Origin of the sequence: Hymenobacter siberiensis, assembly GCF_018967865.2 — a bacterium.
In the GTDB taxonomy this organism is placed as follows: domain Bacteria; phylum Bacteroidota; class Bacteroidia; order Cytophagales; family Hymenobacteraceae; genus Hymenobacter; species Hymenobacter siberiensis.
On the sequence record NZ_JAHLZY020000001.1, the window covers coordinates 1677758 to 1696700 of the forward strand.

Annotated in this window: 12 protein-coding genes and 1 pseudogene; 6 read left to right on the top strand and 7 right to left on the bottom strand. The window is 62.5% G+C overall.

Annotated features, from left to right (window positions below; genetic code table 11):
- Positions 1-72 precede the first annotated feature (72 nt).
- Positions 73-258 (top strand): annotated as a pseudogene (locus tag KQ659_RS07485) (ATP-binding protein); the annotation flags it as partial.
- 121 nt (positions 259-379) lie between these two features.
- Entirely contained in the window at positions 380-1033 is a 654-nt protein-coding gene (locus KQ659_RS07490) for an HAD family hydrolase (RefSeq protein ID WP_216727542.1), read from the top strand.
- Positions 1034-1268: 235 nt separating this feature from the next.
- Here the strand turns inward: KQ659_RS07490 and KQ659_RS07495 are convergent, their stop codons facing one another.
- The 4 genes from KQ659_RS07495 to KQ659_RS07510 all read right to left on the bottom strand — a co-directional run bounded on the left by KQ659_RS07495 (position 1269) and on the right by KQ659_RS07510 (position 9270).
- Positions 1269-3167 (bottom strand): CocE/NonD family hydrolase, encoded by a 1899-nt coding sequence (locus KQ659_RS07495; protein ID WP_216689353.1) that lies wholly within the window; start codon positions 3165-3167, stop codon positions 1269-1271.
- Positions 3168-3340: 173 nt separating this feature from the next.
- Positions 3341-6640: an AsmA-like C-terminal region-containing protein gene (locus KQ659_RS07500; protein ID WP_216689352.1), complete on the bottom strand. Its 3300-nt coding sequence runs from the start codon at positions 6638-6640 to the stop codon at positions 3341-3343.
- A gap of 238 nt (positions 6641-6878) precedes the next feature.
- Positions 6879-7589, bottom strand: coding sequence for a hypothetical protein (locus KQ659_RS07505; protein WP_216689351.1), 711 nt, complete (start codon positions 7587-7589; stop codon positions 6879-6881).
- A gap of 232 nt (positions 7590-7821) precedes the next feature.
- Positions 7822-9270: a sensor histidine kinase gene (locus KQ659_RS07510; RefSeq protein ID WP_216689350.1), complete on the bottom strand. Its 1449-nt coding sequence runs from the start codon at positions 9268-9270 to the stop codon at positions 7822-7824.
- 258 nt (positions 9271-9528) lie between these two features.
- On the opposite strand from KQ659_RS07510, the gene KQ659_RS07515 reads away from it, so the two are divergent.
- Positions 9529-13083 carry a PAS domain S-box protein gene (locus KQ659_RS07515; RefSeq protein WP_216689349.1) on the top strand — a complete coding sequence of 1185 codons (3555 nt, stop codon included), beginning with the start codon at positions 9529-9531 and terminating at the stop codon, positions 13081-13083.
- A 269-nt stretch (positions 13084-13352) separates the two neighbouring features.
- Here the strand turns inward: KQ659_RS07515 and KQ659_RS07520 are convergent, their stop codons facing one another.
- Positions 13353-14714, bottom strand: coding sequence for a sigma-54-dependent transcriptional regulator (locus KQ659_RS07520; protein WP_216689348.1), 1362 nt, complete (start codon positions 14712-14714; stop codon positions 13353-13355).
- A gap of 52 nt (positions 14715-14766) precedes the next feature.
- Between KQ659_RS07520 and KQ659_RS07525 the strand changes: the two genes are divergently transcribed.
- Both KQ659_RS07525 and KQ659_RS07530 read left to right on the top strand, forming a co-directional pair.
- Positions 14767-15864, top strand: a complete 1098-nt coding sequence (locus tag KQ659_RS07525) for an AAA family ATPase (protein WP_216689347.1) — start codon at positions 14767-14769, stop codon at positions 15862-15864.
- Between the two features lie 28 nt (positions 15865-15892).
- Entirely contained in the window at positions 15893-16483 is a 591-nt protein-coding gene (locus KQ659_RS07530; RefSeq protein WP_216689346.1) for a hypothetical protein, read from the top strand.
- Here the strand turns inward: KQ659_RS07530 and KQ659_RS07535 are convergent.
- On the bottom strand, positions 16480-17310 hold the full coding sequence (locus KQ659_RS07535) for an ATP-binding cassette domain-containing protein (protein ID WP_216689345.1): 831 nt from the start codon (positions 17308-17310) through the stop codon (positions 16480-16482). The genes KQ659_RS07530 and KQ659_RS07535 overlap by 4 nt on opposite strands.
- A gap of 102 nt (positions 17311-17412) precedes the next feature.
- On the opposite strand from KQ659_RS07535, the gene KQ659_RS07540 reads away from it, so the two are divergent.
- Positions 17413-18009: a transposase gene (locus KQ659_RS07540; protein ID WP_216689344.1), complete on the top strand. Its 597-nt coding sequence runs from the start codon at positions 17413-17415 to the stop codon at positions 18007-18009.
- Between the two features lie 68 nt (positions 18010-18077).
- Here KQ659_RS07540 and KQ659_RS07545 read toward each other — a convergent pair whose 3' ends face one another.
- On the bottom strand, positions 18078-18860 hold the full coding sequence (locus KQ659_RS07545) for an ABC transporter permease (RefSeq protein WP_216689343.1): 783 nt from the start codon (positions 18858-18860) through the stop codon (positions 18078-18080).
- Positions 18861-18943 lie beyond the last annotated feature (83 nt).

The following is an 18943-nucleotide window of genomic DNA, read 5'->3' on the forward strand; positions in this document are numbered from 1 at the left end:
GGGAGCGTAAAATGAAAAATAACTAACAATTGGCATCGCAATTAAGTTGGCAGAACACTAGTAGAGGATAATGGATTGGGCTTCAATATGCATTGGCATCAGGATGAACTGTTTCAGCTCTTCCGTCGCTTCCACACCCACACCGAGGGTACGGGCGTGGGCCTCTACCTCATCAACTGCATTACGCAGGGCAACGGCGGGCGCATCGAAGTAGAGAGCGAAGTGGGCGAGGGCACCTCGTTTCGGGTGTATCTGTAGGAAGAAGGAACTTCCAGCCCGTCATGCTGCGCTGCATGACTGTCATTGTGCCCGCTGTATGACGGCTTTTATAGCATTGCGTGCCGTTCTTTGCGCCTATCAAAGACCCCGAAATTCTCCTATGAAAGCCTTTATCTTCGACCTCAACGGCACCATGGTGCACGACATGGAGTACCACACCCGCGCCTGGCAGCAGCTCTTCAACGAAGACCTGGGCGGCCGTTTCAGCTGGGACGAGGTGAAGCCCCAGATGTACGGCAAAAACCGCGAAGTGCTGGTGCGCATGTTCGGCCCCGACCGCTTCACGGGCGAGGAGATGGACCGGGTTTCGCTCGAAAAAGAGCGGCGCTACCAGCGTGAGTTTCTGCCGCACCTGGCGCTGCTGCCGGGTCTGATGGAGCTGCTGGAGCAGGCCCATCAGCAGGGCATTCCCATGGCCATCGGCTCGGCTGCCATCCCGTTCAATATTGATTTTGTGCTCGATAACCTCCAAATCCGGCACTACTTCCAAGCCATCGTGAGTGCCGATGACGTGACAGTGAGCAAGCCCAATCCCGAAGTTTTCCTGCGCTGCGCCGAGCTGCTCGGCGTGCCGCCCGCCAGTTGTATCGTGTTCGAAGACGTGCCCAAAGGGGCCGAAGCCGCCCACAATGCCGGGATGCAGGCCGTGGTGCTCACCACTACCCACTCCGAAGCCGAGTTCGCGCACCTGCCCAACGTGCGGCACTGTGCTCCGGACTATACCGATGCCTTCATGCGCGGGCTGGTGGCGTAGGCAGTGCTGGATAGGTTGGGGCTGGCAGTGTGCTGGCGCGAGTTTAGCGCAGCGTAACTCGTGACTTATTATTCGGGGGAGGCTGGGTCTCCCATAGAACGGCCCGCTGGAACGGGGCGGCCGGCTTGCCGCTGGCGCGGCAGGGGAGGCCCAGCCTCCCCGTCATGGCGGGCACGAGTTACGCTACGCTAAACTCGCGCCAGTGACGCGCGGACTCGCAGCCTCCACGGTACAGCTACGGCAGCACCGAAACCTGCACGGCCGAGGGGTGCCCCGCATCGTGGTACAGCCGGATGGTGGCTTTCTGAAAATCCTTCGCATCGGCCGTGGCAATGGGCACGAAGGTTTGCGGGTTGCGGTCGACGAGCGGGAACCAGGTGCTTTGCACCTGCACCATCATGCGGTGGCCTTTGGCGAAGGTGTGGAGCACGTCGGGCAGCTCGTATTTCACCTTGGTGGGCTGGTTGGGTTTGAAGGCTTCGGGCCGGGAGAAGCTGTTGCGGAAGCGGCCGCGCATCACCTCGGCGCGCACCAGGCGCTGGGTGCCATCGGGCTGCTCGTCAATTACTTTCACGACGAAGTCGGCATCGGTGCCGGAGGTGCTCACCCACAGGTCGGCGGTGAGGGGGCCGGCCAGGGTGAGGGCATCGGGCAGGGTTTCGGTTCGGAAGGTGAGCACGTCGGGGCGCTTGGCAGCGAAGCGCTGGTCCTCAATCATGTACTCGGTGTTGCGCTCGCCGTGGATGCCGTCGGTGTAGGGCACGGGGTTGGCCGGGTCGCTAAGGTATTGGGTGTACTCTGAGGCAGGAGTTATTTTCATGTCCTTCAAGCGGCGGGCTTCAGCTTGGCTCTTAAGGTCCGTTTCGGTAGCAAAAGCCAACCCTCCAGCCTTCTTGAAATATAGCTTCCCCTCCGTAGCCGCTGGCGGCCAGGCCGGGTAGGTTTTCCACTCGTTGGTGCCGGTGTTGAACACTGTGGCTTCAGCCGGATTAAAGCTGCCTTTGTCTTTCAGGTAGAAGTTGAAAAATGGCGTTTCCAGCGTTTTGCGGAAGGTATCGGCGGTGTTGGAGCCGAAGCTGAGCGGGCCGAACTTGCTCCAGTCGGGCCGGGCCCAGGCACCGTGGGTCCAGGGGCCCATCACGAGGCGGTTGGTAGCGCCGGGGTTCTGCTTTTCGATGGCCTTGTAGGTGTTCAGCGCGCCGTATAAGTCCTCGGCATCGAACCAGCCGCCTACCACCAGCACAGCCGGTTTCACGCCCGTGAGGGCGGTGCGAATGTTGCGAGCTTGCCAGTAGGCGTCGTAGGTTTCGTGCTGCTGGTACTCGTTCCAGATGCGGGCGCGGTTGTTGAAATACTTCGGGCCGTTGGCGTTTTTGATGGGTCCGAGGTCGAGAAAAAACCTATAGGCGTCTTTCGTCTCAAACTTGAATAGCGGCTTATACTCCGCCACCGGCTGGGGGCGCGGCACGTCGAAATAATTCGTGAATTCGAAGTTGTCGAGCAGGAAAAACGCGCCTTTGTGCCGGGCATCATCGCCGATAAACTCATCCGTGACCGGGGCCTGGGGCGACACGGCTTTCAGGGCCGGGTGGGCGTTGGGCAGCGCCGCCGAGGCGTAGAAACCGGGGTAGCTGATGCCCATCATGCCCACGCGGCCGTTGTTGTTGGGCACGTTCTTCAGCAGCCACTCGATGGTGTCGAAGGTGTCGGTGCTTTCGTCGTGCCGCACGGTGTTGCCGCGCGCAGTGGTGCCCGCCGGTATAGCCGGGGTCATTTCCTCAAACTTGCCCTCGCTCATGTACCGCCCGCGCACATCCTGATACACAAAAATGTACTTCTCGGTCGACAGTTCCCGGCTGGGGCCAGGACCGCGCGGGCGGTACTTCTGCTCCCCATACGGCCCGGCCGAGTAGGGCGTGCGCGTCATCAGAAACGGGTAAGGCGTGGCCGTGGAAGCATCTTTCGGCACGTAGATGATGGTGTAGAGCTTCACGCCGTCGCGCATGGTAAGCTGGCGGTCGAGCTTGGTGTAGTTGTCTCTGACGAAAGCAGAATCCTGGGCGCGGGGTGCGGTTTGGGCCCGGGCGGCAGGAGCGGCGGCCAGCAGCAGAAAGGCGAGAAGCAGGCGAGACATAAGGGGGGAGCTGTATGAGAAGTTGAGCACGGAACAAAGAACGGTACGGCGGAGCGCAGAATACCGGTCTGCCCGGCCGAAGTCGGCACGTTATGGGTAACCTGAAGCCAACTCGTTCCGGTAAACAACGACAACCGGTCAGACCGCTTAGGGCGGTCAGACCGGGTGCCCCCTCAGCGCAGCATCTGCACCGTGGTGTCGAGGCGCTGGGTGCGCAGGAAGCTGCGGTACTGCTCCTGCAGGCGGGTCATGGCGTTGCGGTGCTCGTCGCGCTGAAACAGGCGCACCTTGTACTTCTCACCGGGGGCCGTGCGGCGCAGGCTCACGTAGGTGAGCTTGCCGGTTGATTTGCTCACCCTGGACCCGTTCTGGATACGCTCCACGCGCTTGCCGTTGTTGCCGAACAGGGCTTGCAGGGGCTTGAGGCCGATGAAAAGGCTGGTGGCCCCCTCCAGGCCGTAGTGCCCGCTCACTTCGAGGTTGCTCAGGTTGCTGTTCAGGTGCAGGCCGGGGATGATGACCTGGCCCTGCGCCAGCACGAACTCGGCCCGCACGGGCTCGAAATACAAGTGGCCGGTGCGCTCGGATTTCATGAATTTCAGGGCCTCCATCAGGGCTTCCACGTTGATGAGCTCCAGGTCGCGGATGTCGGTTTTGAGGTAGCCGGCGGTTTGGGCCAGGGCGGGCAGAAAGGTGGGGCCGAGGTCGGTGTGGATGTCGGCCATGCCCCGCAGGCTGCCCTGGATATTGCTGCCGCCCAACACGCTCAGGCCCATGCTGGTAGCGGTGGCAAACAGGGCCGGCAGCTGAATGTCTTCCAGGCGCACCTGTAGCTGGGTGGGGTGGTGGGCCCGGTTGGCGGTGCTGCGCATGTAGCCGCTCAGGCTGAGGTGGCCCTGCAAGCCATCGAAGGAGCAGTTGTCGAGCCGGGCCTCGCCATCGAGCAGGTGCGATACCAGCCGGAACCGGCCGCCGCTCAGCACCCCATAGTGCACGTTATCAGCCTCCACGCGCAGCACGGCGCTCAGCACGCCGTTGGAAAACAGGGAGGGGTTGCCGGGCAAGCGCTGCCGCTGGGCGCGGCGCTCGGCCCGGCGCTCGGCCCGGGCCAGGGTGCGGGCGGTGGGCACCGTATCGGTATGCGCGGTGAGGCTGGCAATGAGGCCCAGCAGGCGCTGCACGTCGAGGGTGGTGTAGCGCAGGGTCAGGTCGGTATCGGCGGCGGTGAGGTGCAGGCCCTCCACCTGGGCCGTGCCCGAAGCCTCGCCGTGACCGCCCTCGGGCGTGAGGAAGCGCAGGTAGGGCATGCGCAGCGTGGGGCCGCTTTTTTCGAGCTGCAGGCTCACCTGGCGCATGCTTTCATCCTCGGGCAGGTCTACCCGGTCAATTTCGAGGGTGAGCTGGCCGTTGGCCGACAGCAGCAGGTCGCGCAGGGCCGGGCTGGCCCCGCCGGGCTTGCGGCGGCTGGCGCGGTCGGGGGCCGGCCGGGGCGTGGGGCGGTTCAGGCGGGTGAGAAACTGCAAGTAGTTGATGGCCGCGAAGTGCACGCCCACATGGTACTGCACGGGGGCCACACGGTTGTCGGGGTCGGTGGGCCACTGCACGTCGCCGCGCACGTCGCCGCCCCACATGCGGCCCGCCAGGTGCTGAAGCTGCACCCGCTGGCCATCGTGCCGGATGGTCACGGCCAGGTTGCTCAGGGTATCGGTGGCCAGCAGCAGGCGCTGGCAGCGCAGGCTCACATCGAGCAGCAGGCCCGGCGGAATAAGGGCGCTGCCCAGGGTGGCGGCCAGCTGCGCCTTGTCGCGCGGCCGGCGGCTGGGCTTGGGCAGGCTGGTGGGCGCAAAGTCCTCGCTGCCAGCGCGGGGCACGGGCTGCATGAGGGCCCGCAGCTGGGGCACCCGCAGCTCATCCACGGCAAACCGGCCGCTGATGCTGGCCGTGGGCAGCTTGCCATTGAGGTAGCCCAGCAGGTTGACCGTGGTGGCCGAAGCCTGAAACCGTATGTCGTTGAGCACGCCGGAGGCATTGGTCAGGTGCCAGAGGCTGTCGCGCAGGCCCACCTGCACATCCAGGCCCGAGATGTCAGCCCCGCGCGCCGGCAGCACCAGCGAGGCCTGGTGCAGCGCAACCGTGCCGCGCAGCGACAGCGGCCGCTGCGGCACAGCAGGGGCGGGGCGGTCGGCGCGGGGCGGAAGCAGGCCGCGCAGGCGCACGTCTACATCGGCGGTGCCGCCCCGGGCCTGCCAGCGGTCGGAGGCCAGCAGGGCGGCCAGCTCGGTGAGCTCGGTGCGACCCCGGAAGCGGCCGTCCAGGAAGGGGCGGCGGAAGTTGCGCAGGGTGAGGGCTACGTCGAGCTGGCCGGCGGCCGAATACACCCGGCAGCGCCGCAGCGTGAGCACCGTGGAGCGGATATTGTGCTGCGGGCCATTATCGTAGGTGCCCATCAAATCCCAGCGTCGGATGTGGCGGGCGGGCTCGGGCCATTGCAGGCTGGCCCCGCGCAGGCTGAAGGTGAGTACGTTGCGCGGCGTCACCTTCGGCCCGCTCAGGCCCGTGATGGTGTAGTGAATGTGGGCCTTGCTGGGGCTGGTGGTGCCGGTGAGGTAGGGCTCGAGGCGGGGCGGCAGGGCGGCGTGCAGCACGTCCACGAGGGGCTGATTGCCCACGAAGCGCAGCGCCATCGTGGTGCCGGTGGGCTGGTCGGCGGCCACAGTGTGGGTGCCGCTCACTCTAATGGTGTCGCCGTTGAGGGTGGCGCGGGTGTGGTAAATGAGGCCCTGGCGGTTGGCAAAGGTGTATTTGTAGTTCACCCAGGCCATCACGGGCTCGCGCTCAAACAGGGTGCCGGCACGGGTGCGCAGGTAGCTCAGCTCGCCGTCGAGGGTGCCGCCCACGCGCAGCACTCCGTCGCGCAGCCGCGCCTTTAGTTTGGCCTGCCGCACCTGCACCCCAAAGGCCCCCCGCGAATACCCGTTGTGCGAGCTGAAGCGGAAGTTGTTCACCAACAGCTCGTCCAGCTTCAGGTTGAGGGTGGGCGTGGCGCCGGTGCCCTTGCGGCGCTTGCCGCGCAGGCCCCAGGCACGGCCCAGCGAATCGACCCGCTCCTGAAAATCAATGTCGCTGATTTCGACCCGCGCCACATCGACCCGGCCGCGCAGCAGGCTGAGCAGCTCCACCCGCAAATCGGCGCGCCCGATGCTGAGCACCGGCACCGATTTTTGAAACGAAGTATCCGTGAGGGCGAGGTGCTGGATGGAGGCTGTGAGGTGCGGAAAATCGCGCCAGGGCGATAGCTCGACCCGAAATGGAGCCAGCACCAGCTCCGAATTTTGCGTGAGGCCCTGCCGCACTTTTTGGGTCACCAGGCGGCGGGCATATTCACTGCCCCGCAGCCACACGGCCAGTCCCGCGCCCAGCACGGCCAGCAGCAGCACCAGTGCCAATACTCGTCGTAGGGTGAAGAATCTCATAAAATACCGGGTGCGCGGCGGGGCTGCCACGAGCTAAAGGAGCCAATGTAGGGCAGCTTATGCGAAAGTTTCTGGTTGCTGGGTTAGGACTTACGCAGTTGACGATTTTTTCCAGCCGCGAAGCGGCGACACGTTGGTCGTAAAGAATTGCAGAACCGAACAGAGCCGCAAAGCGGCGGCATCCTGTTCCGGCAATATGTGCCGCCGCTTTGCGGCTGTTCGCCTACGCAAGTTCTGGCTATTCTTCGGCCGGTACGGCGGCGTCGGCGTGGGTGGTGGTCTCGTAGGTGTCGGCGTACTTGAAATCTTCCAGCCAGTAGGCCGAGCTCACTACGTCGAAGGTGATGGAGTTATCCGTTTTTTCCTTCGTGCTCAATTGCCAGAGCATCGATTTCGCTTCCTCGAACTTGTCGCCTTCCACCTGCGACGAGAACAGGCGGTTAATCAGCGCATTGGCTGGCAGGCCGGGCGCGAGCAGGCGCACCAGCGGCGCGGCCGGCTCATCAGCAAATAGGGCCAGGTCGGCGGGGTTTTCGGCGGTGCATTTCACTTGGAACTCCACGGCCTTGGTGGCCGGGAAGGTGCCGTTGTATGCATCGTGCAGCAGCTGCGTGGCCTGGTAAAAGCCCTTGTGCAGCGGCAATTCGGGGTTTTCTTCCCAGAGCTTCTCGGTGAGCATCTGGTGGCTCAGGTTTTCAATCTGGCCGGCATTCAGCTCTTCCGGATACAAGTAGCCCAGCACCACTTCGGCCGCCTCGCGGGGCTCCAAATCGGTGAAGGACATGAGGCACATTTCCTTCAATTCGGCTTCGCTGATGGCGTCCGGATTGTCGTAGTTCATCTTCACCAACAAGGCTTTGTAATCTGAATTCTGCCAGGTATTGGGCAGCTCGGTGAGGGTGGCGAAGGTGAGGCGCTCAACGGTGAATTTGGGGGCGGGGGTCAGCATATATTAAAAAAGGGAAAGGCGGCGCGGGGCCGCCGGTACGGTTGGGTTTACGCATGCCGGCGGCAAACGGCCGGAAATGGTACCATAGAGACGTTATGCCGAGCGCAGCACAGGCATAACGCGTGCTGCCACTATTTCTTTTCCTAGTGATTGGAATACTACTGCACGCGTCATGCCGAGCGCAGCCGAGGCATGACGTCCCTGTTTAGCCTCTCAACCCAGCCTTAACCCCTTAGCCCACCACCGGCAGCGTAAACAGAAACCGGCTGCCCGCTGCCGGCTGGCTTTCCACCCACAGCTGCCCGCCCTGCGCCCCAATAAACTCGCGTGAAATGCTGAGGCCCAGCCCCGAGCTGCCGTGCCCGCCCTGGCCCGGCACGCCCGCAAAGCGCTGGAAGATGCGCTTGTGGTGCTCGGCCGCAATGCCGGGGCCCTGGTCCTCCACGCTCACGCGCACCATCTCGCCCCATTGCATGGCTCGGATGATGAGCGGGGCCGCCGTGGGCGAGTAGCGGATGGCGTTGGAAAGCAGGTTGATGAGCACCCAGGTGGTTTTTTCCACGTCGCCGTGCACTTCGGGCAGGGCCTCGGGCAGCTGCAGGTCGAGCCGAATCTGCTTGTCGTGCAGCTGCGGGTGCACCGTTTGGGTGGCGTAGCGGATAACGTCGGCCAGGTGCATGGGCTGCACGTTGAGCTTGATGCCCGCGCCCGCGTCGAGGCGCGATACTTCGATGAGCTGGCCCACCATGTTCAGCAGGCGCTGGGTTTCCTCGCCGATGCCGGTGGCCAGCACCTGGCGCTCGGCATCGGTGGTGCGCGGGTTCTGCAACAGCATCAGGCTGAGTTTGATGCTGGCCAGCGGTGTTTTCAGCTCGTGCGAAATCGTGGCCAAAAAGGTGGATTTCAGCTCGTCCAGCTTCTTAAAGTCGGACACGTTGCGCAGGCACAGGATGTGGCCGGCGGCGGTGCGTCGGCTGGCCTGGTCCACGGTTTCAATGGGGCTTATTTTGAGCTGGTAGTGCGGCGCGTCGCCCTTGTGCGGAAACATGAACACGGGGTCGGGCGTCTCATCGCCGGCCATGTTGGCTTCGGCCAGGGGCACCAGCAGGTCGCGCAGCAGCTCGTTGGTGGCGGCCACGGCGGTGGCGGGCAGGTCCAGCAGCTCCGACTGCGGCAGGCCCAGCAGGTCGCAGGCCACGGGGTTGGCCAGCACAATGGTGCCGCGCTCATCGAGGAGGAGCAGGCCCTCATCGAGGCTGCGCACGAGGCTTTCCATGCGGTTGCGCTCGGTGAAGAGCTCGGCCAGGGTGGCGCGGCGCTCGTCCTGGGCCTGGCTCAGCACCAGGTTCACGGCGGCGGCCACGGTGCCCACCTCGTCGCGCTTGCCCACGGCCACGCGGGTGGCGGGGCCGGGGCCAGCCACCCGCTCCATGTCGGCGGTGAGGCGGTGCAGGGGGCGCACCACGATGCGTGGCAGCCGCACCATCATGGTGATGCCCACCGCCGTGCCGGCCGCCAGAAATGCCAGCACCGCAAAGCGGGCCGTGTTGAAATCAGCTTGCTCGATGCCGTGCGCGCCGTTTTCGAGAAAGCGGATGGTGAGGAAGGCGTAGCCGCCCAGCCCCAGCAGCAGCAGCAGTAGCAGAAAGACGCTGAGGCGGATTTTTAGTTTGAGGGACATGACGCAACGAATGCCGCCCCGGCCCCCGACCAGGTGGCCGGCCGGTTTCGGCACCCAAATAAATTGAGAACAAAGGGCGGATGAGCCCGTAAATCGGTTAAAGCTATAACGTCGGTCCCAGACGGCGGCTCTGGCAGGACCGTAATCAAGCGGCGGGCCTTGTTTGCCACCCGCCCGGCCGTATCGCCGTATCTTGGGCCGCCGCCCGGGCCACTGCTACCACCAGCGGCTCTGGCCTTATGCCACCTTTTCCTTTCCATGGCCATCTTCCCCGCTGCTCCCCACTCCGATATTGATTGGGCCGCACTCGTTGCTACCGAGCGTGCCCGCCGCGAGCAGGCCGAAACTGCCCTGGCTACCGCCCAGGCCCAGGCCGCTACCCTGGAAAGACAGCTGGCCGCCGTGGCCGTCAGCGCCCAGCACTATCACACCCAGCTCACGACCCTGGTGCAGCACCTGCCGGCTGCCCTGGTGCTGGTGGACCACTCCAATCAGATTCAGTTTGTTAATCAGGCATTTTGGGAGATGTTTGGCTTGCCGCCGGTGGCCGGTCCCCTGGAGGGCAAGCCGCCGATTCCGCACGAGGCCGTTGCTATCGGTAATGCGTTTGCCGACGCCGCGGCCTTTGCGGCGCGGGCCCGTGCCCTGCATGCGGCGGGGCAAACCGTGCTGCGGGAGGAGTTCCGGCTGGCCGATGGGCGGGTGGTTGAGCTTGACTACCTGGTGCTGGATACCGTGTGCGCCGGCCGCCTGATTTGCTACCGCGACGTGACCAAGCGGCATCAGCGCGATGCCGAGATTCGGACGCTTTCCTTCATTGCCCAGCAAAACCCCAACGCCACCCTGCGCCTAACGGCCACCGGCGAGGTGATTTATGCCAACCCTGCTGCCCAACCCCTGCTGCAAGCCCTGGCGGCCGGCACGCAGGGTGATTTCCAGCAGCAGCTGCACGCGCTGGTGCAGGCTGCGCTGCGCACCCCCACGCAGCAGCAGCAGGCCCTGGAAGTGGCCGGGCAGCACTACCTGTGCCGGGCCGTGGCCGGGCCGGGCCAGGATACGGTTACCCTCTACCTCACTGACATCACGGCCCGGCACCTGGCCGAGCAGCAGCTGGCCGCGCAGCGTACCTTTTACGAGAGCATTCTGGAGCAGACACCTACGGCCATGGCCGTGTTCGACGCCCAGCACCGCTACTTGTTTCTCAACCCGGTGGTGGAGCCCGACCCTGCCGTTCGCGCCTGGATGCTGGGCCAGACCAGCACGGTGGCCGGTGTGCAGCGCGGGCTGCCGGCCGCCGTCATCGAGCAGCGAGCGGCTGCCTTCACCAAAGCCCTGCGCACCGGGGCCGAGGTAACTTGGGAGGAAACTTACCCGGGACCGCGGTATTTGCAGCGGAGCTACCGGTCCGTGCGGGGGCACAATGGCATGCTGCTGGTCATTGGCTCGGGCAGCGACATCACGGCCAGCAAGCAGGCCGAGCAGGAAATAGCCCGGCAGCAGGAGTTCTACGAGTCCATCCTGGACTTGCTGCCCGTGGACGTGGCCGTGTTCGATGCCAATCACCGCTTTCTGTTCGTCAATCCGTCGTCGGTGGCCGACCCGGTGGTGCGTCGGCAAATCATCGGCCTCACCAGCGACGAATATTTTGCCCTTCACCACCAGCAGCACCCCGCCGGCCTGCACCAACAGCGAAACCAGTACTTCGACCTGGCCGTGCGTACCGGCGAGGACGTGACCTGGGAGGAAATGCGTACCAGCCGCCACCAGCGCCCCCAGCTGATAATGCGCCACTTGCGGCCCGTGTTTGGGGCCGATGGGGCCCTGCGCCTGGTAGTGGGTTCGGGTATCGACATTACGGCGCGCTACCAGGCTGAAAAGCTGCAGCACGAGGTGCAGGCCATGTTGCAGGAGCAGCAGGATTTTATCCGGCAGATTGTGGACTCCCTGCCCAATGTTATTTGTCTGATGAATGCCGAAGGGCGGATATCGTTTTTTAACAAGGCCTACGATGAAGCCGTGCAACGCGCCCAGCATCAGCATGCCGAAATCACGAGCCCCGTGGTGCAGCAGGAGCGGGACCTGGTGCGCGCCCTGAACCAGCAGGTGCAGAACACGCACCAATCCCTGACGGTAGAGCTGCCCTTCACCCAGCTTTCGGGCGAAATACTCCATTTTCACATGCACAAGCGGCCCATGCTCCGGGCCGATGGCCAGGTCAATATCCTCACCATCGGCACCGACATCACGGCCATGAAGCAGGCCCGCCAGGAGCTGGAGCGCCGCGAAAAACAGTACCACGACCTGGTGTACTACTCGCAGGCCCTGATTTGTACCCACAACCAGCAGGGCATAATCCTTTCCGTTAACCCGGCCATTGAGCGGCTCATGGGCATGCCGGCGGTGCAGCTGGTGGGCCTTCACCTGCGCGAAGCCCTGACCCCGGAACACCATGCCACCCTGCAAGCCTATCTGGACGGCTACGAGTCGGCCCTGCCGCAGCCCCGCGTCGTCAGCATCCGCAACAAGGCCGGCGAGTTGCGCTACCTCAACTACTACACCTATAAGGTGACCGAGGAAGGCTACTCGCCCTACGTGGTGGCCTCTGGCTACGACGTGACGCTCGGCGTGCTGGCCCAGCGCGCCCTGCAGCATGCCAAGCAGGAAGCCGAAGAAAATGCCCGCGGCAAGGAAGCCTTTCTGGCCCGCATGAGCCACGAAATCCGGACGCCCCTCAACGGCATGCTGGGCATGGCCGCCCTCCTGCGCAAAACGGCCCTCACCGCGCCGCAGCTCGATTACCTGGGCACCATGCAGGAGGCCGGCCAGCACCTGCTGGCCCTCGTGAACGACGTGCTGGACATGGCCAAAATCACCACCCGCCACCTGGAGCTCAACCACGAGCCTTTCGATGTGGCCGTGGCCATGCAGGGGGCCGGCCAGATGGTGGCCACTCTGGCCGCCCAAAAAGGGCTGACTCTGCACGTTGAGCCGCCGCATTCGGCCGAGCTCCGGGTGGTGGGCGATGCTTACCGCCTGCACCAGGTGCTGCTCAACTTGTTGTCGAACGCCATTAAGTTCACCGAGCAGGGCCATATTCGGCTGGGGGCCGAAGTGCGCCACGATACGCCGCAGGAGCTCGTGCTGCGCTTTTGGGTGGCGGATACCGGCATCGGCATCGCTCCTGGGGAGCAAGCCCACATCTTCGACGCCTTCAGCCAGGCCAGTGCCGAAACTAGCATGCGCTTCGGCGGCACGGGCCTGGGCCTGGCCATCAGCCAGCAGCTGGTGGAGCAGATGGGTGGTACCCTGCGCCTGTGCAGTGCGCCCGGCGTGGGCACCACGTTCTCGTTTCAGCTGGTGCTGCCCCGCGCCCCGGAGCCGGCCGTGCCGCTGGCCCCCGCCCCGCCCGATGATTCTTACGAAGCCCTGCGCGGCCTGCGCGTGCTGCTGGCCGAAGACAACCTGGTAAACCAGCGCATTGTCGTGGTCGTGCTCGAATACTGGGGCGTGCAGGTGCGGGCCGTGGGCAATGGCCTCGATGCCCTGGCCGAGCTGCAGGCGCATGCCTTCGATGTGGCCCTGCTCGATATCCGCATGCCGGGCCTGAGTGGGGTGGAGGTGACCCAGGCCATCCGCCGGCACCCCGACCCGGCCCGCGCTACCCTGCCCATCATCGCCCTCACCGCCAATGCCTTCGCCGCCGACCGCGCCGCCTACCTGGCCGCTGGCATGAATGCCTGCCTCACCAAGCCCTACGAAGAAACCGCTCTCTGCCAGTTGCTGCTGGATTTGACTAGCTCAAAGCGACCGTAGCCCTGGCGCGAGTTTAGGCGCAGCCGTAACTCGTGCCTGCCATTCGGGCGAGGCTGTGCCTCGCAATAGAACGGCGCAATAGGCAGTACTGGCGTGAGTTTAGGCGCAGCCGTAACTCGTACCTGCCGTTCGGGTGAGGCTGTGCCTCGCAGCAGAACGGCGCAGTGGGCGCGGTACTACATTGCCGCTGGCGCAGCAGGGGAGGCGCAGCCTCCCCGTCATTTTCGGCACGAGTTACGCTGCGCTAAACTCGCGCCAGTTAACGCACCCTACCCCAATCCGTATTCCTCCAGCTTCCGGTACAGCGTGGTGAGGCCAATTCCCAGGCGCTTAGCTACGTCCGGCTTGTTGCCGTCCAGCTCGCCCATCAGCTTGCTGATGTGGCGGGCTTCCACGGCCCGCATGCTGTCGTCGGCCGCGTCGGCACCGGGCTTCGCAGGGCGACCCAGGGCATGGAACTCATCGGGTAGAAAATCAGCCGATAACAGCTCGCCCGGCGGGGCCAGAATAGCGGCGCGCTCGAGCACATTTTTCAGCTCGCGCACATTACCGGGCCAGGGGTAGCGCTGCAGCAGGGCCAACGCCTCGTCCGAAAGGCCGGGTAGGCGCTTGGCGAGGCGGGCGGCGAAGTGCTGGAGGAAGTAGTTGGCCAGCGGCGGCACGTCGGTGGGGCGCTCTTTGAGGGAAGGCACGTTGATGACGAACACCGAGAGGCGGTAGTACAAATCGGGGCGGAAGCGGCCTTCGTCGGCTTCCTGCTTGAGGTTGCGGTTGGTGGCGGCCACCAGGCGCACGTTCACCTTGGTGGGCTTGGTGTCGCCGAGCTTGGTGAAGCTCTGGCTTTCGAGTACGCGCAGGAACTTGGCCTGCACGTTGAGCTCCAGCTCGCCGATTTCGTCCAGAAACAGGGTGCCGCCGTTGGCTTCTTCCAGCAGGCCCTTCTTGTCGGAGAGCGCGCCGGTGAAGGCGCCCTTCTTGTAGCCAAACAGCTCGGATTCGAGCAAATCCTTGGGGAAGGCGCTGCAATTGACGGCCACGAAGGCCTTGCCCTGCCGCCCGCTGGCCTGGTGGATGGCCTGGGCAAATAGCTCTTTGCCGCTGCCAGTGGGGCCTTCGAGCAGCACGGTGCTGTCGGTGGGCGCTACCTGGCGGGCCAGCTGCTGCACGCGCCGCAGCTCGGGCGAGTGACCAATCATGGACTCGAAGCGGTACTGCTGGCCCACGCGGCGCTCCAGTTCCGTCACGCGCTGGCGGAGGCGGGCTTTTTCGGCGGCGCGGTCGACCACCACCACCAGCTGCTGCTCAAAATCGCCCTTGGTGAGGTAGTCGAACGCGCCGAGCTTCATGGCCTTCACGCCGTCGGGGATGGTGCCGAAGGCGGTGAGCAGCACCACTTCGGCATCGGGGGCGGCGGCTTTGAAGCGGGGCAGCAGGTCGACGCCGTTGGCATCGGGCAGCTTCACGTCGGAGAGCACGAGCAGGATGTCGGCGGCGTGTTGCTGGAGCAGCTCCAGGCCGCGGTGGGCGTCGGGGGCTTGCAGCACGGTGTAGCCTTCCAGCTCCAGCACCTGGGCCAGCAGCTGGCGCAAGCGCGCTTCGTCGTCGATGATGAGCAGGGTACCAGTGGGCATTTTTTTGCGTTGGAAAGTGAGAGCAGACGGCAATTAGCAGTAGTTTTGAGCTATGCTAGAACGCCTTCATATTGAGAATTTCACCGCCTTTGCCGAAGTTGATTTTGAATTTGGGCCAGGACTGAATGTGATTGTTGGTAATAACGGTACTGGTAAAAGCCATGTGCTGAAGCTTGGTTATGCGGTGGCCCAAACGGTTGCTTTCGCAGAACAAATTAGGCGCAACAAACCTAAGGATGAATTCGACCCCACTGATTTCCAGCTTTCAGTTAGTATTGCGCTATCTAGTCGTTTGTCTGCTGTATTTCTGCCAGGCACGCAGAATAAGTTGGTGCGAAATAATGCTGGTGAACAAGATGCGCAGGTAAGTGCATCGTTTGGGACGGAGGGCGATTCTCGATTTGCTTTCAGAATCAAACACTCTGACCATCCTTTAAACAGTATAGGGCCTGACCAGCCGTTTCAGTTTGCCGCCAAAGAAACAGCTACGCCCATCTTCATTCCGGCTAAAGAGATTTTATCACTAATGCCCGACATTCTGGGTATTAGCAAAAATAATCCGGATGTATTTGATAGCACCTATCTTGACTTGGCAACACAACTGACTATTCGGGTGCCTAAAACGCCACCGGCATTTGCAAAGCCAGTGCTTAGCAAATGGGCCGATATTATGCAGGGAGAAATACAGTCGGAGGATGGGCGGTTTTATTTCTACCCAAAAAACGGTGCGAGATTCCGGGTTGGATTGGCAGCTGAAGGATTCCGCAAATTGGGGACACTCAGCCATCTACTTGCCATTGGGAGCTTAAATAAAAATGCTACGCTGTTCTGGGATGAACCAGAAGCGAATCTCAATCCGGCTCTACTACGCGAATTAGCAAAAGTGCTTGCTGAACTGGCACGTCAGAAATTTCAAATTATCTTGGCAACTCACAGTATGAGTCTGTTAAAAGAATTTCATATCTTGTCGCGGGAGGTAGATGAGGAGGCGCTGCCCATAAAATATTTTGGTTTAAATGCAGAACAGGGACAACCTACTGTAGTCGTCACGCGGGATGATTTTAAGTATCTGCCCGATGTAGTGGCATTGGAAGTTGAGTTAGACCAAGCCGACGACTTGGAAGAAATCTTTGCCCGAGAAAATAGTTAAGCTCATGCTAAGGATAATTGAGCGAAACTTGGAAATTGAGTTTTCTGAGGGTTGGCAGGCAGTACCTTATGACCGGCCAGTCAACCCCGTAACGGGTGATGCGGCTAGCTTCTACAGGCGGGTAATGGAGAAAGGTGGCGTGCAGTACGTGCGGGGAATAGATATAGTGTGTAGGCTGCCTGGCATGCCGGAACGGTTGCAGTTCATTGAGGTAAAAGATGACCGCAAACGGGAAGCGTTAGGTAAAGAACTGAGTGATTCTAGAAAAAAAGAGCCCCGACATACGGAGTTGTTTAGAACGGTAATGCAGAAAACAGCTGGCACCCTGGCTGGGCTGCTAATTGCCGAACGTTTGCAGGATGAAATCTTGGGTCCATATGCCTGCTTGAGCCAACAACCAGCAATAGAGGTGGTCCTGCTTTTAGTAGAACCTGCGTTACCTGTCGGAACACTTAACCCCGCAGAAAACGGTATTTATCAGTTAGGTAGAAAGCAACGAGTAGCTGGTCTCGACCAGAAACTAACCAATAAATTGGATGAGTGGGGTTTGAAATTTCATTTATACAATCTTCATCCCAATCGTTTATCGCCCGACTGGCAAGTGCGCGACCTTACCTAACTCCCCCTAATCTCCTGCTTGATGTGCTCGACGAACTGGGCGAATTCGGGTTCGGCTTCGACGTTTTCGTGCCAGGCGAGGCCCATTTCGGCCAGGTTGTATTGGTGCTGGGAGCTGATGGTGGCGCCCGGCACGAGGGCCCCGGCCGCGTCGTGTTCGTAGCCGAGCAGCCAGAGGCGGTCGGCCAGGGCGGTGGTGGTCACGATGTCGTGCGAGACGATGATGACGGTGTTCAGCTCGTCCATGGTGGTAACTTCGACGATGATGCGTTTCACTTCGTCAATCATGGCCACGTCGAGGCCGGAGAAGGGCTCATCAAGCAGGATGAGGTGGTCGGAGCAGAGCAGCTGCTGGGCGATGGCCGCCCGCTGGCGCTGTCCGCCCGAGAGCAGGGCCGGGTACTTGCGCCGGTGCGGGGCCAGGCCGAAGCGTTCGAGGTAGGCCTCGACGTGCTGGCGGGCGTCGGCGGGGGCGTGCTTTCGCTGGGCAGCCACCAGCAGGTTGTCGTGTAGGGTGCGGTGCTCGAAAAGGGGGTAGCGCTGCTGCACAAAGCCCACCATGCCGGGCGTCACGGGCTGCTGGGCGAGGCCCACTTCCACTGTGCCGGTGCCGGGGGCGATGAGGCCTGCCATGATGCGGCACAGCACCGACTTGCCGATGCCCGAGCGGCCGTAGAAGCCCACGACCTGGCCCTGGCGCATGTTGGGCCGGGTCACGTCGAGGACTTGGGCGTTGATGTCGCGCAGGATTTGCTCGTTGTTGAGGGTGATGGAGACGTTGTTGAGCGTCAGGATGGGGTCGCGGTAGGCGTGGGTGTGGATGGTCATGGGAAGTAGCGCGGACTTTTAGTCCGCGAGTGAGAGCGGTGGAAAAGGATGTTTTGAGGGACTTTGTGGGTCGCGGACTAAAAGTCCACGCTACATTGCAGGGTGTCCGACCTGATTTATTATGAGCGCAACCTGCCGCACCGGCTGCCACCGGGCGAACTCATTTTCATTACATTCCGGCTGGCGGGTAGCCTGCCGCAGGAGGTGCTGGAGCGGCTGCAGACCGAAGCGCGATTGCTGCAGGAAAGCTGCGGGCCAGACCCCGTCGCGCAGTATGCCGAGCGGAAGAAATACTTCGGGCGTTTCGATGATTTGCTGGCGGGCAGTAGCTACGGTCCCACCTGGCTGCGGCAGCTCGAAATTGCGGCCATCGTGGCACAGGCCCTGCATTATCCCGATGGAAAAGGCTACCACCTGCGATGTTACTGCATCATGCCCAACCACGCTCATCTGGTAGTAGAACTGTCCGAAGGAGCGCCGTCGCTGGTAAAAACACTACAATCGCTAAAAGGCTATTCCAGCAAGCAGGCGAATCAGTTGCTGGGCCGGAGCGGCAGTTTCTGGCAGGCCGAGAGCTACGACCACGTGGTGCGGCCAGGAGAGCTGGACCGGATTATCCGCTACGTATTGGACAATCCGGTGAAAGCCGGGCTGGTTGATGACTGGGAAAAGTGGCCGTATAGCTTCCTGGCGCAGTAACGCGGACTTTTAGTCCGCGAGTTGAAGCAATTGGGTGGAAACGTTCAGGCGTACCGTTCACTCGCGGACTAAAAGTCCGCGCTACTGCCCAGCGCCGAGTAAGGAAAAAACACCCTCCGCAGCAGCACAAATACGTAGTCCTGCGCCGCGCCCGTGGCCAGAATCACCAGCTGAATGGCCAGCACCCCATCGAGGTGCAGGTACCGGTTCTGCTTATACAGCAGCAGCCCGATGCCACCTTCCGATTGGTAGAGCGTTTCCACCAGCGTAATCATGGTCCAGATGATGGCGAAATTCTGGCGCACCACTTCGAGCATCTCATCCAATTTCCCCAGCACTACCACTTCGTAGAAGCTGCGCCACTCGCTCATGCCCAGGGTGCGGGCGTGGTCCATTTCCTCCTGCGTGGTGGTCAGAATTACGCTCGTCATGCCCGTGACCAGGTATACGGTGGCCCCGAAAATGAGCACTGACAGCTTCACCTGATGGCCGGAGCTGACCATCAGGGCCATGAAAAAGGTGAGGCCGGTGAGGGTGAGGTAGCGCATCTTGGAGGCCGCGTAGGCGATGGGCCGGAAAAAGGGTAGCGCCGTGAGGTAGGAAATGCCCAGCGCCAGCACCGTGGCCACGGCCAGTGCCTCGATGGCGGTGGTCATGCTGGCCCACAGCTCCGGGATGAGGCCCTGCGTGGTGATGAGGTCGCCGAGGGAGCGGAATACTTCGCTCAGGCTGGGGAAGAGCTGCATGGGGTAAAACAGCCATAACAGCAGCAGCAGGGCCACCTGCGCCACCACCATGGTGGTGAAGATGAGCGGGCGCGGCTGGGCGTTAGGGGAGAAGAGGGTCTTCATGGTGGGAGGACGGAAATGGCGGTCAAACTCCCCTCCTTACCAAGTAGGGAACGTTGAGCCGCAGGCTCAACTGGGGTGGTTGA

Excerpts from the sequence above, each read along its gene's own strand:
- KQ659_RS07535 (WP_216689345.1), bottom strand. The coding sequence starts at position 17,310 with ATGACCATCCACACCCACGCCTACCGCGACCCCATCCTGACGCTCAAC.
- KQ659_RS07520 (WP_216689348.1), bottom strand. The coding sequence starts at position 14,714 with ATGCCCACTGGTACCCTGCTCATCATCGACGACGAAGCGCGCTTGCGC.
- KQ659_RS07525 (WP_216689347.1), top strand. The coding sequence starts at position 14,767 with ATGCTAGAACGCCTTCATATTGAGAATTTCACCGCCTTTGCCGAAGTT.
- KQ659_RS07495 (WP_216689353.1), bottom strand. The coding sequence starts at position 3,167 with ATGTCTCGCCTGCTTCTCGCCTTTCTGCTGCTGGCCGCCGCTCCTGCC.
- KQ659_RS07500 (WP_216689352.1), bottom strand. The coding sequence starts at position 6,640 with ATGAGATTCTTCACCCTACGACGAGTATTGGCACTGGTGCTGCTGCTG.
- KQ659_RS07490 (WP_216727542.1), top strand. The coding sequence starts at position 380 with ATGAAAGCCTTTATCTTCGACCTCAACGGCACCATGGTGCACGACATG.
- KQ659_RS07545 (WP_216689343.1), bottom strand. The coding sequence starts at position 18,860 with ATGAAGACCCTCTTCTCCCCTAACGCCCAGCCGCGCCCGCTCATCTTC.
- KQ659_RS07505 (WP_216689351.1), bottom strand. The coding sequence starts at position 7,589 with ATGCTGACCCCCGCCCCCAAATTCACCGTTGAGCGCCTCACCTTCGCC.
- KQ659_RS07515 (WP_216689349.1), top strand. The coding sequence starts at position 9,529 with ATGGCCATCTTCCCCGCTGCTCCCCACTCCGATATTGATTGGGCCGCA.
- KQ659_RS07510 (WP_216689350.1), bottom strand. The coding sequence starts at position 9,270 with ATGTCCCTCAAACTAAAAATCCGCCTCAGCGTCTTTCTGCTACTGCTG.